Genomic DNA, 20,211 nt, shown 5'->3' on the forward strand with positions numbered 1-20,211 from the left:
TCTGTCTTTTTTCTTTTCTCCTGTTAGGCGATTTTTTCAAGAATCTCAATATCTTCAACATAATCGTTTAGAAAATATTTCAATTCGTTTAGCTCATATTCGTTCGGGAATAATTTTTCATTTACAATTTTAATCGGTGTATAATTAAAATTATTCTTAGAACACCATTCGTATTGTTTATTAATCTCCTGATTAATCATCATGCTTACAGATTCTACATGCCATTTTTTTAACCATTTTTTTAGGTTCATTTTCTTGATATGCCAATCCGAAATTGCCTCTACCGTTTTTCCGGGTGTTGATCTGTTTATTGTTAATAGCCTTTCTACAACTGCTTTATATGGATTATCCGTATTCTCCGGATTGATATTAAATAAAACTTTTAAAAATATTCTGTCCGGAAATTTCAAAACCAAATCAAATGCTTCCTGAAATGTCGTATTACAATGTGAACAACTCGGACTAATAATTACAGAAAGTTTCACTGCTGCATTTCTGTTGCCAAAATTCAAACCTCTCAAATCATCAAAACCATTTGTATTTATAACTTTTCTGGACAAGAAGTTTAATAAGGAATAATTTCTTTTGAATTTTTTCAGATCTTTAATAGAATTATCACTTTTCAATATATTTTTTATCATTGGCTTTGCAACAAGCCACATTGGAACAAGAAGAACCAAAGAAAACAAGAATGGAAATATACTCTCAAAAGCAAAAGTCAGTGTAAAAAAATCTGATGCAAACCATATTGCACTTTGCGTAAAAATTAAGAGCGAAACTACCAGACACATCACGCACCACTTTTGAATCTCAAATTTCTGAATCCAAATAGACGATACTATAATAGGAATAGCCAGCATGCTTAAAAATCCAACAAAAATTGCAGAATTAAATGGGCTTACTAAAATTGAAATCAAAGCTGAACCGAAAAAAATCAACGGTAAATCTGAAAAATTAAATAATTTGTTTTGAGTTCCTTCATTGGCATTCATAACAGAATTGCATGAAGAATTGGAGCTCAGATTGCAAAATTTTGAAATTATACTATTTTTAAAACCTAACTTCTCCTGTACTATAAATATACTAACCATAAAACCTAGTATAGATGTTGTTAAAAAAACAAGACTAAACAAATTATAGGTATTATAAAAAAATGATAAACCAATCAAAAGAAAAAGAGGTAAAGAATATTTTAACCAATTATATTCTACTTTCAAATTCTCTCTTGCAATTACATTATTTGGTTCGATTGCAACAATTACTCCATTCCAATCTAAAAGGAATTTTTCATAAGCCATTTTAAATGGCCCTTTTTTTTCTGTTGTAATACGCACATCATTTTTAGCCTTTTCTACCAATATAAGTTCATCCTGAAAGTAGGCTAAGAAATTTGCCGGCAAATCTACTATCTGTTCTTTCGGAACTCTTATTGCTGCGTTTTCTATTGACAAAAGATCTAACGAATCTGTTATCGCAAATAGACTTGGATAATTGGGATGAGAAAGAAACAAATCCTTAAACTCATTTTTTATATCTGAGTATCTATTAATTTGTAAAAATTTTTGGACAAGTTTTAACATCGTTTTTGATCGTTTAAATCATAATTACAATGCAAAGATTAGTGTTTTTATCCAAAAAAAAACGCTCAACACAGACATTTTATTAATTATACTACATACAATTTATAAATTATATCAGTCTGAATAAAAACACAAATTATTGATTACCAATTAATTACGAGCTTAAATATTCACTACACCCCCTTAAAGCCCGAATCTCGATGAAGCGTTTTGCTTTTTGTCTAGTTTTGGTATGTAATAATCCTAATACTTAATAACATGGCAAATCAAAAATTAAAATTCGAAGATTTCGAGACAGAAAAATTATCTAAGAACCAACAAAAAATGGTTCGAGGGGGAGATGGAGAAACTGATCCGGAAAACAAAAAAGGAACCGGTCTAGGATAAAATAGAAAATGAAATAGTTAATTAAAACTAAATTCTAACCATACTATAATTATTACTCATTGTAGATAATAAACATTTCGCAAATAGAACTGGAGATACTTCAGTTCTTTTGCGAAATAATTATACAAAAGGATATTCATTTTTGATTTTTTATTCTCAGAGCAAGTTCTTCAGGTTGTAATTTATTAAATGAATATTTTTTATTTATGCTTTTGCATTAGGTTCTGCAATTAAACCAATTAATTTTTTACGTATTCTGTTTTTATCTCTAATATTTTTTATCAACAGAAAAATAATTCCGAAAAATATAATAAAATATGAAGCACTAAGGAGTCTTTTGAAAAAAAGATCTTCCCTATATGTTTTATCTATAGCAAGCATTTCTGCAGTGAGATTTTCTTCACCCTGTTTATAATTTACTTTTAATCTTTCCTCTCTTAATTTGCTTTCATACTCATCTAATTGATCCAAGTAAATTCTGGAATGCTTGTGAGCGAGTTCAGGCATGTTAAGTATATTATAGATTCTTGCCTGATAACAATTTGATTTCAAATAACTTAGTGTATTTACATCATTTAAAAGCGAAATTGAATCGCTTTTTTTATAAAAAGACAATGCCTTATTATATTTTTTAACTGTAAGATTGATATCTCCTAAATTGTAATAAACAGCACTCAAGTCGCTGTTTCCATTCTGTTTTGCCAACGATACAACTTCAAGATAGGTTTTTTCTGCGTTTTTATAATCTCCTTTCCAATTGAAAACATTTCCTAAGCTTAATTTTGCAGTGATTGTATTGTAAGGAAATTTTTCAGAGTACTGAATTGTTTTTTTATAAAAATACGCTAGAGAATCAAGTATTTCCATTTTGCCCTTATCTACAAAATAACTTTCATAAGCACTACCCAGAGCAAGATATAAATTACTTTTTCTATTTAAGAGTTCGGCGTCAGTAAATAATCCTTCATTTTTATTAATAAATTCAAGTAGCTCTCTTGAATTTTTAATTGATAATTGGTAATTCCCAACAGATTCATTCACTAATGCGATATTCGCCTTGAATTTAATAATTTGCTTAATATCACCTAGTTGTGAAGAAATTTCGATCCCTTTTTGAAATTCTTCTAAGGCGGCACTAAAATTTCCTCTAATCCATTCTGTTAAACCTCCATAGTTATAAATGTCAGCCGTAAGACTTTTTTTAGCTTTAGAATCTGGTATTTTCGCTAAATAAACAAATGCTTTATTATATTTTTCCTTCGATTTTTCTACTTCACCTTTTCTTTGCAACAAACAAGACATTACTCCATTGGCAAAAGCCAAATGTTCATAATTACTGGATTTCGCCATTTGCTCGGCATACATCAGGGCACGATCATTATCTGCATTATAGTATAATCGAATTTTTTCCTTCAATATTTCGTAATCATCTTCAATTACCGCATTTTTTTGCTGGCCAAATGTAGTAGTCAGGATAAGAAAGAATAGAAAATAGAAAATTGACTTCATAAATTTATTTTTGAAAAATAAAACCTCAATTATTAAATTGACTTTACTTTTTTGTTTTAATAGAATCCGGTTGATCATCAAATTGATTAATATCATTTTTATTTACTTGTCCTTCCTCAATTATTGCAATCATTCTTTTACGAGTTTTCTTTTTATCTCTTATGTTTTTTATCAGAAAAAATACAATTCCAAGAAATAAAAGCACATAAAATACATTAAGTACTCTTTTTAAAAAAAGATCCTGCTTATATTTTTTTTCAATGGAATGCATTTCGGCAGTCAAATCATCTGCTCCCTGTTTATAGTTTACTTCTACTGTTTCTTCTCTTAATTTACTCTCAAATTTATCTAATCTATCCAAATAAATTTTAGAATGTTTGTGAGCCAGTTCAGGCATGTTGAGTATATTATAAATTCTCGCCTGATAACAATTTGATTTAAAGTAGGTATATTCATTTAAATTGGTTAAAATCGCAACTGAATCACTTTTTTGATAAAAAAGAAGCGCCTTATTATACTTTTTGGCTGTTAAATAAATGTCCCCTAAGTCGTAATAAGCAACACACAATAAATCATATATCTTATTTTGTTTTGACAAGGACACAACTTCAAAATATTTTTTTTCTGCATTTTTGTACTCACTTTTCCAATTGAAAATATTACCTAAACTTAATTTTGCGCTCGTTAAATTATAAGGATATACATCTGAATATCTAATTGTTTGTTTATAAAAATATGCCGCCGAATCAAGTAGTTGCCATCTATCCTGATTTGCCATAAAAGAACTTTCGTAGGCACCTCCTAAAGCAAGATTTAAGTTACTTCTTTTATTTACAATTTCAACTTTGGTATATTGATTTTCATTTTTATCAATAAAGTCAAGGCACTCTTTAGCGTACTTAATCGCCATTTTATAATTCCCAACAACTTCATTAATTAAGCCAATATTAGATTTGAATTTTATAATTTGCTTCACATCACCAATTTGTGACGATACTTTAATCCCATCCTGAAATTTTTCCAGTGCAAGACCAAAATTTCCTCTACTCCATTCGGCTAATCCACCATAATTGTATATATCTGCCGTCAAACGTTTTTTATCATTTGAATTTGGAATTTTATTTAAGTAAAAGAGTGCCTCTTTATATTTTTTCTTAGATTTTTCTGTTTCGTCTTTAAACTGTACTAAACACGATATTGCTCCATTTGCAAAAGCCAAATGTTCATAATTAGTAGATTTCGCCATTTGTTCGGCATATAGTAATGAACGATCCACAGATATATTCCAATAGAGTCGAATTTTTTCCTTTAATGTTTCGTAATCATCTTCAATAACCGTATTTTTTTGTTGAGAAAGTGCTGAATTGAAAACAAAAAAAGACAACAAACAGATAATTAATCGTATTGAATTTGTTTTTGAAAGGGTCGAAGTAATCGGGAACATTACGAAATTAAACATTGCTCGCAAATTGAGCCGGAGAAACTCCCGTTCTTTTACGAAAGGATTTTGCAAAAGAAACTGCATTTTTAAAACCTACACTTTCTGCAATAGCCTGTGTAGAGTATTTTCTATACATATGATTGGTAATCATTTCGTTGATTACATAATTAATTTTTAATTCATTGGAGTATTCACCGAAAGATTTACCAAATCGCTTGTTTACTACATAGGATAAATAAGTTGTATTTGTTTTTATTTTTTTGGCCACGTATGGCAATGTAAAATCGGCATTTAAATATTCATGTTTACTTTCAAGTGCCAGTAATTTTTCGACTATTTTATTCTCTTTAGCCTCGTCGATACTTAAATTAACGTTCTCCTTTTTAAGCTGAATTTCTTCCTGTTCGAAAACCAATTCTTCTTTTTCTTCAATCTCAAATTCAGTATTGTTTTTCTTTTCAATGTTTGCTTTAAATTCTTCAATTAAAGCATTCATCTTTTTATGTGCCTTATTTTTATCTCTTATATTTTTAATTAATAAAAAAACAATTCCAACAAACATCAACACATAAAAAACTTTCAAACCTCTACTTAAAAAAACATCATTTTGATATTTTTTTTCAATAGAGATCATTTCAGCTGCCAAACCATCAACGCCTTGTTTATAATTTACTTCTAAAGCTTCTTTACTTAATTTCGCTTCATACAATTCATAGTTATCCAAATAAATTTTGGAATGTTTATATGCTAAATCTGGTTTTTTAAGAATATTATAGATTTTGGCCTGATAAAAATTAGATTTTAAATAAGCAATCTTATTGGTATCTGATATTGCTGCAACTGAGTCACATTTTTTAAAGAAAACCAAAGCTTTATCATATTTTTTAGTCGTATAATAAATATCTCCTAAATTATAATTTGCGATACACACCGCATCTATTATATTGTTTTGTTGTGCCAAAAAAATAACATCGTAATATGTTTTTTCTGCACTTTTAAAATCGTGCTTCCAATTGTATAAATTTCCTAAACTCAATTGCGCGGAAATTTTATTATCGACAAAATTTTGAGAATAATTAATTGCTTTCTTGTAATAATATTCTGCCGAATCGAGTAAGTATCTTTTACTTAGGTTTTTCATGAAATAGCTTTCATAAGCTGTTCCTAAACCAAGATTGTAATTACTTTTATAATTCAATAATTCCACTTTAGTAAAAACACCTTCATTTTCATCAACAAAAACAGTAAGAAATTTTAGATTTTTAATAGATAATTGGTAATTTCCAACTGCCTCATTAACTAGTGCAATGTTACCCTTAATTTTAATAATCTGCTTAACATCACCTATTTGAGTAGAAAACTTCAAGCCGGTTTGATAATCTTCAAGAGCTTTACTAAAATTACCTCTTGTCCACTCTGCTAATCCTCCATAATTATAAATATAAGACTTCATCTGAATCTTCTCATTAGATTCAGGAATCTTTTCAAGATAATAAAATGCAGCTTTATATCTTTTTTGTGCTTCTTTTGTATTACCCTTTCTTTGAAAAAAAACACTCATTACCCCATTTGCAAAGGCCAAATGTTTATTATTGTTTGATTTCTCCATTTGGTAGGCGTATACAAGAGCACTGTCGACATTTGCATTAAAATGAAGTCGAATTTTATCTTGTAAACGTAAATATTCCTGTTCGCTAATTTGTTTTTTTTGAGAAAAACCAATATTTAGAACAAAAAATAGTAAAAAAGAGATGATTAGCCTCATTTATTTGTTTTTGGATTTCAAAAATAACGCTTAAATTTTCAATAAACTAAAATTTATTTGCCATACTGTTGTTAATTTTGTTACGAAATTAAAAAAATATAACAATTTAGCTTTGTTTTGTTATATTTTTATTACGTAAATTTGTTCTGTAAAACTATCAAAAAATGAAACCAGACTTATTTCAGGCTCCAGATTATTTCAACCTTGACGATTTATTGACAGACGAACACAAATTAGTTCGTGAGTCTGCACGTGCATGGGTAAAAAGAGAAGTTTCTCCTATCATAGAAGAGTACGCTCAAAAAGCAGAATTTCCTAAACAAATTATAAAAGGACTTGGAGAAATTGGCGGCTTCGGACCTTATATCCCGGTTGAATATGGTGGCGCAGGATTAGACCAAATTTCATACGGTTTAATTATGCAGGAAATTGAACGCGGTGATTCTGGCGTACGATCGACTTCATCTGTTCAGTCTTCATTAGTAATGTATCCTATTTGGAAATACGGGAATGAAGAACAACGCATGAAATATTTACCAAAACTGGCAACCGGAGAATTCATGGGTTGTTTTGGTTTAACGGAACCAGATCATGGATCAGATCCCGGAAGCATGATCACCAATTTTAAAGATATGGGAGATCATTATCTTTTAAATGGTGCCAAAATGTGGATTTCAAATGCTCCTTTTGCAGATATTGCTGTCGTTTGGGCCAAAAATGAAGAAGGCAGAATTCATGGTTTAATCGTTGAACGTGGTATGGAAGGTTTTACAACTCCGGAAACGCATAATAAATGGTCCCTTCGTGCATCTTCAACCGGAGAATTAATTTTTGATAATGTAAAAGTTCCGAAGGAAAATCTTTTACCAAATAAATCCGGATTAGGAGCACCACTTGGTTGTTTAGATTCAGCGCGATACGGAATTGCATGGGGCGCAATTGGCGCAGCGATGGATTGTTATGATACTGCTTTACGCTATGCTAAAGAAAGAATTCAGTTTGGAAAACCAATTGGAGGAACGCAATTACAACAGAAAAAATTAGCCGAAATGATCACCGAAATTACCAAAGCCCAGTTATTAACCTGGCGTTTAGGTGTTTTAAGAAACGAAGGAAAAGCTACAACTGCTCAAATTTCGATGGCAAAACGTAATAATGTTGATATGGCGATTCATATTGCCAGAGAAGCCAGACAAATGTTAGGCGGAATGGGAATCACGGGAGAATATTCGATTATGCGACACATGATGAATCTTGAAAGTGTTATTACTTATGAAGGTACTCATGACATTCATTTATTAATTACCGGAATGGATGTAACTGGAATTTCGGCCTTTAAATAATAGAGACTATTAAAATATAAACAAAAACAATACTAAAAGCTTCTTCTTATCGGGAAGCTTTTTATCTTTGCAAAAAATACCGCAAATGAATATTGAAACTATAAATAATAGCATTCAACCTCAAAAAGAACAACTTTTACAACATTCTTTATACAACAAAATCCAAAGCATTGATGATTTGCATGTTTTCTTAGAAAACCATGTTTTTGCCGTTTGGGATTTTATGTCACTATTAAAAGCTTTACAGGCCAAACTTACCTGCACAACAACCCCCTGGTTTGCTACAAAAAATCCTGAAACAAGATACTTAATCAACGAAATTGTTCTTGCCGAAGAAACTGATTTAACAATTGACGGACGCAGACAAAGTCATTACGAAATGTATCTTGAAGCCATGGAAGATTGTGGAGCTGACACCACTGGAATCAATAAATTTCTATCAGAAGTACATTCGCTGCATAATATTTTTGTTGCCATAAAACAAAGTTCTTTACATCCGGATGTAAAAGCTTTTTTAGATTTTACCTTCAGAGTTATCGAACAAGGAAAACCACATGAAATTGCCGCTGCTTTTACTTTTGGAAGGGAAGATTTGATTCCGAGTATGTTTACTGCAATCCTAAAAAACTTTCAAAAAAACCTACCCGAAACCGATTTAAGTAAACTGCTTTATTACTTTGAAAGACATATTGAATTGGATGCAGATGAACACGGACCAATGGCAATGCAAATGATCACCGATTTATGCGAAGAGGATGCTCAAAAATGGAAAGATGTCGAAGAAATTTCAATTCTAGCCTTAGAAAAACGAATTGGTCTTTGGAATGCCATTGAAGAAGAAATCGTCATGAAAGCAGAGATGGTATAAAACCAGAACAATAGTATTGATTCAATACTTAATCAAAATAATGCCAAAACTTAATTGAACGTTGCTTCATTTTAAGTTTTGGGATTTTATTATTTAAACAATACCGTTTTATTCTAAAAATTGTTTTCCTTATCTTTGATATCCATTGACTGTAAACTACATACAAAATGAAAATTGTAGATTTCATCCCAACAGACCAATTAAAACCTTTCGTAAGGACTTACAAAATTATAGAAAGTCAGGATGAATTGGTAAATCGGGTTTTGCCCAACACTTCTCTTGCTATAGCCTTTCGCTGCAAAGGAAATGTAAATTATATCAGGGAAAATCGTTATGATAATTTACCAATTTCTACAATTTCCGGAATTCGTAAATCTGTGCGTTTAATCAATTACTCAAAAGATACGGCAACCATAGTAATTCAATTTAAAGAAGCTGGAGCCAAAGCCTTTTTTAAAGAACCGCTTCACGAATTATTTGAAGAAAGTGTTTCACTGGATAATTTTATTCCGCAGGAAAAAATAGCAATCATAGAAGAACTTTTGGCGGAAGCAAAAACCAACAACCAAAAAATTGCTATCATAGAACAATTTCTTTTATCGAGGTTGCACGACTACAAACCCGATAAATTAATCTCTGCAGCAGTTGCTATAATTCAATCTAAAAAAGGTGTTGTCAGAATAAAAGAACTCGCCGACACACTTTATATCAGTCAGGATGCTTTTGAAAAAAGGTTTAGAAAAACAATTGGATCATCTCCAAAACAGTTTTGTTATGTTGTTCGAATAAAATCAATTATCGATCAAAAACAAGACAATCAAAACCTGATTGAACTGGCATTTGATGCAGGATATTTTGACCAGCCACATTTCAATAAAGACTTCAGGTTATTTACGGGACAAACTCCGTCTGAATTTTTCAAATTTCCTTCCTTCTGGTAAATCACTGATTTTTTACAATGATTTGGTGCTTGCAATTCTGAATTTTACATCAACAAAAATTAAGAATTATGAAAACAAATCTTTTAATCGGAATCATCTGTTTGGCATTATTTACCAGTAAAACACATGCACAAACAGCAATTGTAAACTCACAAACAGAAGCCAAAAAATCAGAAGCCATGAAGCAAATTTTTATCGATAAATTTATCGTTCCCGAAAAATCAAAACAAGAATTCTTAGAAAGAGTACGCATCAACAGAAACTTTATCAAACACTTAAACGGATTTATAAAAGATGACGCTTATGAAAGCACTGATGAAAAGGGAAATTTAATTTATATGACAATTGCCGTTTGGGAAAACGAAGCTGTTTTGAAAAAAGCAAAAGAAACGGTTCAGGCCGAATATAAAAAAGAAGGTTTTAATATTTCTGAAATGTTGGAAAGATTAAATATCGTCATGGACAGAAACATTTATAAAGAAGCCCAACCATAATCAAAATTAGCTCTATTCAATTCAATCCAATTCTACAAAAAACAGCGATGCCGTAAAAACCAAAAGAAGTTATTTAACGTAACTATTTGTTTAGAATAACCCTAAAACTTAATTTATAAAAATTATGAAACCGCATTTCAAACAAATAGTTACTATTGTTCTCTCTATATTTCTATTAAGCTGCAGCGCTGAAGAAACTCCTTCAGAAATGGCTACAACACCAGTGCCTGTTATTCCTCCAACGACACAAGTTCCAACTATACCAATTTCAGGTTCAATAAATTATTTGGCCTTAGGCGACAGTTACACTATTGGGCAAAGTGTGTGCGAAACTTGCCGTTTTCCGGAACAGCTCAAAGCAAGTTTAAAATCAATTTATCCACAAAGCAGCTTTTCCTTAAAAATAATTGCGACTACAGGCTGGACAACTACGAATTTAATTTCGGCAATAAACACTCAAAATCCTGACCCAAATTATGATTTGGTTACATTATTAATTGGTGTAAACAATCAATATCAGGGCAGAGATTTCTCTATCTATGAAAAGGAATTTCCTGAATTGGTCAATAAAGCAATTACATTAGTAAAAGGCGATAAAAAAAATGTGATCGTTCTTTCTATCCCTGATTACGCCTACACCCCTTTTGGAAAAATGTCAATGAATCAGGAAAAAATTAGTTCCGAAATAAACAAATACAATACTTTCGCTGAGAATTATTGTATGATGAATGGAATCACTTTTGTTTCTATTACTGATATTACCAGACAAGGATTAAGCAATACCAGTTTAGTAGCTTCAGATGGATTACACCCTTCTGAATTAGCTTATAAAATGTTTGTAGAAAAAATGCTGCCTCAGGTAAAAATGGCTTTGCAGAATTAAGATATTTCCGAATTCCAGATAAATTGATGCTGTTTTTCATCGTTTTAAAACCAAATTCAGAATTTCTTTTTAAATTTGATTAAATTACTTTCATGCAAGTTTTACCCTCAAAAGAATTATCTCCTTATATCAAACATTATCTTTTTTTGGATAATAAGGAAACGACGATTCAAAAACTTCGTTTGTTTTCTGATGGCAATATGGGTGTTGTGTTTTCTTTAAAAAGCAAACTCATTTCTGATATTAATAATCATGAAATAAAAAACTATTTGCCAGGCTCTTTTTTGTACGGACAACTCAACGGTTTTAAAGATATTTATTCTGATAATGAAATTGCTTTAGTAATTGTCGTTTTTCAACCTAACGGAATAAATAAGTTGTTACAAATTCCGGCCAATGAATTTCAGGATTCTATTATTAGTACAGATGCTGTTTTTGGCAAAAAAGGTATTTCTCTTGAGGAAAGATTATCTGAACAAAATGATAATGATGAAAAAATTATACTTTTAAATCAATTTTTTAAAACCCTTATCTCTAAAAAATCAGAATCAAACCAATTAATAATAAATAGTTCTTTAGAATTTATTCTTGCCAATAAAGGATATGTTTCTGTAAAACAATTAGTTAATCATACCGGTTATACGGAAAGGCATCTGGAAAGAAAATTTAAGGAATGCATCGGATTAAATCCGAAGAAATTTGGCAACGTTGTAAGGCTACATCATTTTCTAAAATTATTAAACCACAAATCCGAAGATCTTAATCTGACAGCAATTTGTTACGATGCAGGATTTTCAGATCAATCGCATTTGATAAAAGAATTTAAAAAACAAACCGGAATTACTCCAACAGAATATTTACATAATACAGGAAAATTGGCTAATAATCTTCTGAAAACCTTTCCTTCCATTACACTATAAAATGTCGGTTTTATACAATTTATAGCTTTTTCCTATTGCTATTTTTGACTCAAATTAATAGCTTAAAAAATGAAAAATTTAAAAATAGCTACCGCTCAGTTTGAGAATAAAAGCGGTGATAAAAAATACAATTTATCTGTAATCGAAAAACTTTCGCAAAAAGCTTCCGGTGAAGGCTGCGACGTTATCTCTTTTCATGAATGTTCAATTACAGGATATACGTTTGCGAGGCATTTATCGAAAGAACAAATGCTGGATTTAGCAGAAATTATTCCGACTGGAGAAAGCATTTTGAAACTTATTGAAATTGCGAAAAAGAATGAAATTGTAATTCTGGCCGGCCTTTTTGAAAAAGATGAAAACGACAATCTTTTCAAAGCTTATGTTTGTGTAGATAAAAATGGTTTAGTTGCAAAATACAGAAAACTTCATCCGTTTATAAATCCATATCTCACAGCGGGAGATGAATATTGCGTTTTTGAAATTGAAGGGTGGAAATGCGGAATTTTAATTTGTTACGACAACAATATTATCGAAAATGTGCGTGCAACAAAGCTTTTAGGCGCCGATATTATTTTTATGCCCCATGTTACAATGTGCACCCCTTCTACCCGCCCCGGCGCTGGTTTTGTTGCGCCTCAGCTCTGGGAAAACCGCGAAGCTGATCCCACTTCTTTACGATTAGAATTCGACGGAATGAAAGGTCGCGACTGGCTAATGAAATGGTTACCTGCAAGAGCATACGACAATGCAATTTATGCGATATTTTCTAACCCGATTGGCATGGATGATGATCAGTTAAAAAATGGCTGCTCTATGATTATTGACCCTTTTGGAGATGTTTTAGCCGAATGCAGAACTTTTGAAAACTCTTTCGCAACAGCTGTAATTACTCCTGAAAAATGTTTTCAGGCAGGAGGAAATCGTTATATAAAAGCCCGAAGGCCAGAATTATATCGAGATATTATTGGTCAAAATCACGAATCAGAGCAAAATGTAGTTTGGTTAAATACGGATAAAAAAAGTTAAAACTAATACAATTCACCAAACTTTAAACGGCTGAAGATTTACCTTTGAAGGAGTAATTAATCTACAGTATACCTCTCAATAATGGAATTTTTTAAAACTACAAATGAAGATATTGATGCTGTTTTCAATATTTATAACGAAGCTACATCTTATCAAAAAACAGTTAATAATAAAAGCTGGAGAGGTTTTGAAAGAACCCTGATCGAAAAAGAAATTGCTGAAAATCGCCATTTTATTATCAAAGAAGGAAATGAAGTAGCCTGCACCTTTGTACTTACTTTTAATGATTTAATTATTTGGAAAGAAGCTGCTAAAGATCCTGCAATATACTTACATCGTATTGCAACAAATCCAAAATTCAGAGGGCAATCCTATGTCAAAAAAATCATAGAATGGGCTAAAATTTATGCTAGGGAAAATGGTAAACACTATATCAGACTTGACACCCACAGCGGAAACGAAAGAATAAATAAATATTACACAAGTTGCGGTTTCGATTACAAAGGAATCAGTACTATCAAATGGACTAATGAGTTGCCCGAACATTATAAAGAAGGTTCTTTTAGCTTGTTTGAAATTAAACTTTAAAAAAGACAGTCTCTCTTATATAAACAGCCTTTCAATTCAACTTTGGATAGGCTTTTTATAATTTTTATCTGGTCCTTATTTCTACAATAATATATCGGGCAAAAACGGCGAAACTTTTTTCAAGAGTATCTTCAGGTACTTATTGAATAAGAATCAGACGTCACCTAAGAGAAATAGTACATATCTTCATTACAATACTACAAAAATTTATATTTTTTTGATCCTATTAATATCGATCAGCTTCGACAAAATTAAAATTTATACAACGATAAGGCCTCTAAATTGTTTACTGGTGTGCCTAAAACGGTGGTCATCTTGCTTTTCTTGTAAATCTTCAAAATGTTTTGTCAGCATTATTTTATTCCAAAGAAAAAAATATGCAAGGACAAGTTAAGGTAGTTGCGACCATTTGCATATTAAATAAATGTATTTATATTTGAACATAACCCTCCCTTATTTTGAAATATAAAGCATTAATACTCATCTTGTTGAATTTTTTATCACCTCTACTCTATTCTCAGGAATTACTTCCTTTTGTAGAAAATTTCGGCAAATCGAATTACCAGGGTGATAATCATATTTGGAGTTTGACCCAAGGAAATGACGATGCGATGTATTTTGCGAATCATTATTATTTATTGCGTTACGATGGGGTAAAATGGGAGAAAAACATGTTACCCCATAAAACGATTATTCGATCTATATTGGCTGATGGCAATAAGATTTACTCAGGATCTTATAAAGAATTTGGATATTGGTTTCGAAAAGATGGAAAGATGCATTATGTTTCCATTTCTAATGGGAAAAAGGTTTTTGATGAAAAGGAGAATGAAGAAATTTGGAAGATTTTCAAGTTTAATAACAAAATTTACTTTCAATCGTTTACCGGAGTTTTTTGGTATGATGGCAAACAGATTAAGAAAGTTAAACTGCCATTTCTTATTTCCTATTGTTATACGATAGACAATCAGTTACTGATTGCTGCAGTAGACAAAGGGGTTTATAAGATGACCAATGATCATATTCAAAAAGTTAAAGGCTGGTCTGCTGTGGAGAACAATGTCATTCACGGCATCGAAAAATACCAGAACAAAATATATATTTTCACCAGAAAAAATGGTGTTTTCGTTACTGGGAACGGTATTTTGAATCCATGGAATAGCTCATTAAACACCATTTTGAAAACAGCTAATATAAATGCTGCCCGATTTATAAAAAACAATAAACTGATAATAGGAACAGCACATAAAGGGCTTTATATCGTCGATTTGAATGATGGTTCCTTTAAAAATATCAATCGAAATAACGGTTTAACAAACAATTCAATTTTAAATTTAACCCTCGACAAAGAAGATGATTTGTGGCTGGGGCTGGATAACGGAATTTCGCACATTGAAGTCAATTCTCCAATTTCAATTTTTAATGATAACTCTGGGATTTTAGGATCCGTATATTCTGTGGCAAGTACTCCAAAAGGATATCTAATGGCTTCCAATCATGGTGTTTTCAAATATGAAGACAAGCAGCTTTCCCTAATTCCTAATTCAGAAGGACAGGCCTGGTCTATCAGTAAGATAAATGACAAATATATTATTGGCCATGATGAAGGAATATTTGTTTATAAGAACAATGTGTTTTCGAAATTGCATAACGTACACGGAGGTGGGAATTTAACAAAAAGCAGCATTAATAATTCGTATTTGCAAGGAACTTATAGTGGTGTAATGATTTATAATAAAATCAATGATCTCTCTAGCAAGATAGAGGTGAAAAAACTTTTAAATCCCATTAAACATGTTGCACAAAATAGAAAAAATGAAATATGGGCTGCAGATAAATACAGAGGATTGTATCGAATTTTATACAACGATGCTTTCGAAACAACGGAAGTTGAAAATATTAGCCAGCGGAATAAAATTACAAATGATTATAGAATAAAAATATTTGAATTCAGAAATGAAATGCTCTTTTTGATTCATAATACCTGGTACACTTTTAATGCAATTACTGGTCAGTTAGAAGAAAATGAGTTGTTTAATTCTCACTTTAAAAACATTTCAGACATTGTTGCTATTGATGAAAGTCGTTTTATAGTGCTGCAGGAGGGTCTTTTATACCATATTTATGCGAAGGGAAATAAATTTGTCTGGAATAGTATTCCTGAGAAATATTATAAAGGAAAAATTATTAATGATGATGTGTATGTTTTCAATAACAAGGAAAATTATGTAGTAAATCTGGACGACGGGTTTATTTCTCTGAACATAAAATATGGCAACAGACCAAATATAAAGGTTAAGATTGAAGCCTTCAATAATGATAACTTATTAAAAGACAGATCGACGATAAAATTTAATTCTGAATTAAAAATAAATGTAATATCCGGAAAATACGGAACAGCAAAACAGGATTTGTTTTATAAGTTGCGCAATGCCAAATCTTTTATTCCTGTAAAAGAAGGACTAATCCTTTTAAATAACCTCAACAGCGGTTCCCATACTATTACGATTTACGGATATGATGGGCAGAACTATAATACGATTTCCGATTTTAATTTCGTTGTTGCAAACCCCTGGTATTTTTCTTTTTGGATGATTTTATTATATCTCATTGCAATAGGCATAATATTATCTGTTTATTATCGATGGAATAAGATGAAATACATCCAGAAACTGGAATTGAAGGAAGAAGAATTGAAGTACCAGAAGAAAATTCTGGAAATCGAATTACATGCAGAAAACGAATTAAATATTCAGGAATATGAAAGACATATTCTTGAGCTGGAATTACAATCAAAATCATCTGAGGTTGCCGTTAAATCCCTTTCGATCGCAAAACAAAGTGAAATGATTTACAATATTCAGGATATTTTGAACCAGGATATGGACCTTAATAAAATAAAAAGCGAAATTAAAAAAGCTATAAAAATCAATGCACTTAATAAACATGAATGGGAAACATTTGAAGCAAACCTGAATCAGATTCATAATGAATTTATTATTAATCTATCTCAACAATATCCAAATCTGACTCCAAAGGATATTAAGCTTTGCATTTATCTGGTAATGAATCTTTCCTCAAAAGAAATTGCCCCAATGATGAATATTACTTTCAGGGGAGTTGATCTCCATCGTTATCGATTGAGAAAGAAATTAAACCTTACTTCAGAAGAAAACCTTTCGAGGTTTTTATTATCTGTAAAAAAAAGCTGATTTTTTTACAGATAATATACTTTTTTTATTAATTATTTGCGTTTTTAAATCACATCATTCGTACATCATAAGCGAGTGATGTGTTTTTTTATGCCCTTCCCAGAGCCCGAAAACATTGCGTTTTTTTTAATTTTCTATTCTTTGATGTACTAGTGTAGTATTTCAAAAGTGACCACTATAGCTTTCTTATGTATTTACTTTGACCTAACTAAACTTTAACAAAATATTAATATATGAGAAATTACATTTTAAGCTTTTTAGCACTCATTGCGCTGCCGGCATATATGTCTGGTCAAGTAATCAAAGGAAAAATTATTGATCCACAAGGATTCGCCATTCCGGGCGTAACTATTTTTGCCACTAATTCTAATACTACAACTCATACCGATTTTGATGGAAAATTTACCATAAATGCCAAAGAAGGTGAAGCCCTAAAAATCAGCATGATTGGATTTGACACTGTTTCAGTAACCGCAACCTCAAATCCGATGACAATAACGCTAAAAGATTTTAAGGATTCTGAACTGAAAGAGGTTGTCGTTATTGGATATGGGGTAGCAAAGAAAAGAGATTTAACAGGATCTATTGTAAAAGTAGAAGGAAAGCTTGTCGCCGACAAACCAAACTCAAATCCGATCGCTTCTATTCAGGGAAAGGTCGCAGGTCTGTCAGTTGTAAATTCCGGACGACCGGGCGCTGAGCCAGATGTCAGGATCAGAGGTACTGTAAGCAGATATAACACAAAACCATTGTATGTTGTTGATGGAATATTTACAGATAATATCAATTTTATCAATCCTAATGATATAGAATCAATGGAGGTCTTAAAGGACCCATCATCATTAGCTATTTTTGGTGTGCGTGGTGCAAATGGTGTTATTATTATTACTTCTAAAAAAGCAAAAGAAGGAAAGGTAACCATCAATTATAATACAACACTAGGTGTTAAAACAATTGTTGGAAAACCATCGTTGACCAATGCTTCAGAATTTAAAACCCTGTATAATGAACAGAGAGTAAATGAAGCTGCTGTACCATATGCCTATTATGACAAATTTACCGGCGACACAGACTGGATTGATGCAATTTCAAATGATAATGCAACTTTAATTACCCATAACATTAGTGTTTCAACCGGAACAGATAAAAATAAATTTTATTTGGGTGCAGGATACTTAGAAGACGAAGGTTTAATTGATTATGAAAAATACAAGAAATTCACATTCAATTTAAACAATGAGTTACAATTAACAAATGGTATAAAAGTGGGTGTTGGGTTTAGTGGTGTTGATGCCAGACCAGCCCAATTTCATTCTTTTGGTTCTGCAATAAATGCCACTCCAATTGTTGAGGCTTTTAACTCTGCTTTAGGTATTTATAATCAATTACCAGTTCAAATTGGAGGGGCACAAATTGGTAACCCGTTATTATATGTCGAGGGCACAAAAGGCACTCAGTTAAATCGCGAAACCAGATTTGTTGGAAATGTATTTGCTGAATTCAAATTATTTGAAGATTTAAAATTTAGAGCAGCCTATTATGCAGATTTAGGTTATAACAAAGGCCGCGGATATAGCCCTGTGTTTAATATTTATGCTGCCGAAACCGATCAGGTTACTAATGCGGGGAGCAGTTCGCAAACTTCTGTCAACCAATACAGTAATAATTATCAAAAAACGCAACAGGATTATTTATTAAGTTACAATAAATCAATTGGAAAACATAGTATAGCTGCAATGGCTGGTTATACAAGATATTATTTTGGATATGATTCTGTTAACGGATCTGTTTCACAATACATAAATGGAAATCCGATTCCTAATGATAAAAGATGGTGGTATTTAAATGTATATCCATACGGTGATCCTTCAAAAAGTAAATCAGGCTCAGATCAATATGAAGATGGGACAGTTTCTTATTTGGCCAGAGCATTATATAATTATGACGGAAAGTATATCTTAAATGCCTCTTTCCGTAGAGATGGTTCTTCTGCTTTTACCGGAAATAACAGATTTGAAAATTTCTGGTCTGTAGGTGGAGCCTGGGAAATTTCAAGAGAAAATTTCATGAAAAACCTTGGAATTTTTGATTCATTAAAATTAAAAGGCTCTTATGGCAAATTAGGGAATCAATATACGTCAATTCATTATCCTTCTTACCCAAGTTATACGACCGGTTCCTCAGCAGTTTTTGGTGAATCACTAGTTCCAGCCTATATTTTATCTTATAGAAATAATCCAAATTTAAAATGGGAAACCATTACTTCTTACGAAGGAGGACTGGAAATGAGTGCACTACAAAACAGATTAAAAATTGAAGCGAACTACTTTAACAAAACAACCGATAACCTATTGACTTTTGTTGATTTAGGCAGCGAGAGATTTTATACCAATGCCGGGAAAATAGAAAATAAAGGGTTTGAGTTTTCTGCTTCCTGGAATGATAGAATAAATAACGATTTTGAATACGCCATAAGTGGAAATCTTACCACTTTAAACAATACAGTAAAATCTGTATATCAGGATGGTTTTCAAGTTTCAGACGGACCTTCTATCTTGACTGCAGGTGCTCCAATTGGATCTTTCTACGGATATATTGCTGAAGGAGTTTATCAATCTTATGCTGATATTTTGGGTTCTCCGGCAAGTGCACTTGGTACTTATGCTCCTGGCGATTTAAAATATAAAGATGTAAATGGAGATGGAAAAATCACTACAGACGACAGAACAATTATCGGAAATCCAACCCCGGATATTATGTACGGATTCTCTGGAAGCGTTACCTATAAGAGCTTTTCATTGGCTGCAGATTTTCAGGGCGTATACGGTAACGAGGTATGGAGAGATTGGGGTAATGGTTCCACTTTTGCGCAATTTAACTACAGAACCGACAGGTTAGACAGATGGACTGGTGCAGGTACTTCAAATTGGGAACCAAGATTAAATGATGGTTCAGGATATAACAAGCAAAATTCAACTTATATGATTGAAGATGGAAGTTATATCAGAATAAGAAACATTCAATTGGCTTATAATTTCAATTCTAAATTATTGAATAAAGTGAATATCCAGGGATTGAAATTATTTATTAATTCTCAAAATCCCATAACATGGAAACATAATTCCGGATTTACCCCGGAAGCTGGTGGTTCTCCTATTGCATTTGGCAGAGATTCTGGCGGTTACCCACTTCCTGCTATTACGACTTTAGGCTTAAATGTTACTTTTTAAATAATAAATAAAAAAGACAAA

15 protein-coding genes are annotated in these 20,211 nt (G+C 31.6%); 11 read left to right on the top strand and 4 right to left on the bottom strand.

From position 1 onward, the window contains the following. Positions 1-23: 23 nt before the first annotated feature. A complete protein-coding gene (locus tag IHE43_RS01170; protein ID WP_192186296.1) occupies positions 24-1,580 on the bottom strand; it encodes a vitamin K epoxide reductase family protein in 1,557 nt (518 codons plus the stop codon). 258 nt (positions 1,581-1,838) lie between these two features. Here IHE43_RS01170 and IHE43_RS01175 point away from each other — a divergent pair, with 258 nt between their 5' ends. Beyond that, a complete protein-coding gene (locus IHE43_RS01175; protein ID WP_192186297.1) occupies positions 1,839-1,967 on the top strand; it encodes an rSAM-modified peptide in 129 nt (42 codons plus the stop codon). A gap of 204 nt (positions 1,968-2,171) precedes the next feature. On the opposite strand, the gene IHE43_RS01180 is transcribed toward IHE43_RS01175, so the two are convergent. From IHE43_RS01180 to IHE43_RS01190, 3 genes are read right to left on the bottom strand one after another with little or no spacing between them, the layout of a single operon-like run. Beyond that, a complete protein-coding gene (locus IHE43_RS01180; RefSeq protein WP_192186298.1) occupies positions 2,172-3,476 on the bottom strand; it encodes a tetratricopeptide repeat protein in 1,305 nt (434 codons plus the stop codon). Positions 3,477-3,519: 43 nt separating this feature from the next. Further along, entirely contained in the window at positions 3,520-4,935 is a 1,416-nt protein-coding gene (locus tag IHE43_RS01185; protein ID WP_192186299.1) for a lipopolysaccharide assembly protein LapB, read from the bottom strand. Next, positions 4,928-6,682 (bottom strand): AraC family transcriptional regulator, encoded by a 1,755-nt coding sequence (locus tag IHE43_RS01190; protein ID WP_192186300.1) that lies wholly within the window; start codon positions 6,680-6,682, stop codon positions 4,928-4,930. The genes IHE43_RS01185 and IHE43_RS01190 overlap by 8 nt, the downstream gene beginning before the upstream one ends. 164 nt (positions 6,683-6,846) lie before the next feature. Between IHE43_RS01190 and IHE43_RS01195 the strand changes: the two genes are divergently transcribed. The 10 genes from IHE43_RS01195 to IHE43_RS01240 all read left to right on the top strand — a co-directional run bounded on the left by IHE43_RS01195 (position 6,847) and on the right by IHE43_RS01240 (position 20,190). Then, positions 6,847-8,025 carry an acyl-CoA dehydrogenase family protein gene (locus IHE43_RS01195; protein ID WP_192186301.1) on the top strand — a complete coding sequence of 393 codons (1,179 nt, stop codon included), beginning with the start codon at positions 6,847-6,849 and terminating at the stop codon, positions 8,023-8,025. Positions 8,026-8,110: 85 nt separating this feature from the next. Further along, positions 8,111-8,893: a DUF3050 domain-containing protein gene (locus tag IHE43_RS01200; protein ID WP_192186302.1), complete on the top strand. Its 783-nt coding sequence runs from the start codon at positions 8,111-8,113 to the stop codon at positions 8,891-8,893. A 167-nt stretch (positions 8,894-9,060) separates the two neighbouring features. Beyond that, a complete protein-coding gene (locus tag IHE43_RS01205) occupies positions 9,061-9,834 on the top strand; it encodes a helix-turn-helix domain-containing protein (protein WP_192186303.1) in 774 nt (257 codons plus the stop codon). 68 nt (positions 9,835-9,902) lie between these two features. Then, on the top strand, positions 9,903-10,328 hold the full coding sequence (locus tag IHE43_RS01210; RefSeq protein ID WP_192186304.1) for an antibiotic biosynthesis monooxygenase: 426 nt from the start codon (positions 9,903-9,905) through the stop codon (positions 10,326-10,328). A 124-nt stretch (positions 10,329-10,452) separates the two neighbouring features. Then, on the top strand, positions 10,453-11,211 hold the full coding sequence (locus IHE43_RS01215) for an SGNH/GDSL hydrolase family protein (protein WP_192186305.1): 759 nt from the start codon (positions 10,453-10,455) through the stop codon (positions 11,209-11,211). 92 nt (positions 11,212-11,303) lie between these two features. Further along, positions 11,304-12,131: a helix-turn-helix domain-containing protein gene (locus IHE43_RS01220; RefSeq protein ID WP_192186306.1), complete on the top strand. Its 828-nt coding sequence runs from the start codon at positions 11,304-11,306 to the stop codon at positions 12,129-12,131. A 69-nt stretch (positions 12,132-12,200) separates the two neighbouring features. Continuing rightward, on the top strand, positions 12,201-13,160 hold the full coding sequence (locus IHE43_RS01225) for a nitrilase family protein (RefSeq protein WP_192186307.1): 960 nt from the start codon (positions 12,201-12,203) through the stop codon (positions 13,158-13,160). 81 nt (positions 13,161-13,241) lie between these two features. Then, positions 13,242-13,748 (top strand): GNAT family N-acetyltransferase, encoded by a 507-nt coding sequence (locus IHE43_RS01230; RefSeq protein WP_192186308.1) that lies wholly within the window; start codon positions 13,242-13,244, stop codon positions 13,746-13,748. A 488-nt stretch (positions 13,749-14,236) separates the two neighbouring features. Beyond that, positions 14,237-16,960 (top strand): histidine kinase, encoded by a 2,724-nt coding sequence (locus IHE43_RS01235; protein WP_225585334.1) that lies wholly within the window; start codon positions 14,237-14,239, stop codon positions 16,958-16,960. 233 nt (positions 16,961-17,193) lie between these two features. Next, positions 17,194-20,190, top strand: a complete 2,997-nt coding sequence (locus IHE43_RS01240) for a TonB-dependent receptor (RefSeq protein WP_192186310.1) — start codon at positions 17,194-17,196, stop codon at positions 20,188-20,190. Positions 20,191-20,211 lie beyond the last annotated feature (21 nt).

Source organism: Flavobacterium sp. MDT1-60 (assembly GCF_014844035.1).
Classification (GTDB): domain Bacteria; phylum Bacteroidota; class Bacteroidia; order Flavobacteriales; family Flavobacteriaceae; genus Flavobacterium.

Bases quoted from the DNA above. Each gene is read 5' to 3' on its own strand.
- IHE43_RS01220 (WP_192186306.1), top strand. From the start codon at position 11,304: ATGCAAGTTTTACCCTCAAAAGAATTATCTCCTTATATCAAACATTAT.
- IHE43_RS01180 (WP_192186298.1), bottom strand. From the start codon at position 3,476: ATGAAGTCAATTTTCTATTTTCTATTCTTTCTTATCCTGACTACTACA.
- IHE43_RS01200 (WP_192186302.1), top strand. From the start codon at position 8,111: ATGAATATTGAAACTATAAATAATAGCATTCAACCTCAAAAAGAACAA.
- IHE43_RS01205 (WP_192186303.1), top strand. From the start codon at position 9,061: ATGAAAATTGTAGATTTCATCCCAACAGACCAATTAAAACCTTTCGTA.
- IHE43_RS01195 (WP_192186301.1), top strand. From the start codon at position 6,847: ATGAAACCAGACTTATTTCAGGCTCCAGATTATTTCAACCTTGACGAT.
- IHE43_RS01190 (WP_192186300.1), bottom strand. From the start codon at position 6,682: ATGAGGCTAATCATCTCTTTTTTACTATTTTTTGTTCTAAATATTGGT.
- IHE43_RS01185 (WP_192186299.1), bottom strand. From the start codon at position 4,935: ATGTTTAATTTCGTAATGTTCCCGATTACTTCGACCCTTTCAAAAACA.
- IHE43_RS01170 (WP_192186296.1), bottom strand. From the start codon at position 1,580: ATGTTAAAACTTGTCCAAAAATTTTTACAAATTAATAGATACTCAGAT.
- IHE43_RS01215 (WP_192186305.1), top strand. From the start codon at position 10,453: ATGAAACCGCATTTCAAACAAATAGTTACTATTGTTCTCTCTATATTT.
- IHE43_RS01240 (WP_192186310.1), top strand. From the start codon at position 17,194: ATGAGAAATTACATTTTAAGCTTTTTAGCACTCATTGCGCTGCCGGCA.
- IHE43_RS01225 (WP_192186307.1), top strand. From the start codon at position 12,201: ATGAAAAATTTAAAAATAGCTACCGCTCAGTTTGAGAATAAAAGCGGT.
- IHE43_RS01210 (WP_192186304.1), top strand. From the start codon at position 9,903: ATGAAAACAAATCTTTTAATCGGAATCATCTGTTTGGCATTATTTACC.
- IHE43_RS01230 (WP_192186308.1), top strand. From the start codon at position 13,242: ATGGAATTTTTTAAAACTACAAATGAAGATATTGATGCTGTTTTCAAT.
- IHE43_RS01175 (WP_192186297.1), top strand. From the start codon at position 1,839: ATGGCAAATCAAAAATTAAAATTCGAAGATTTCGAGACAGAAAAATTA.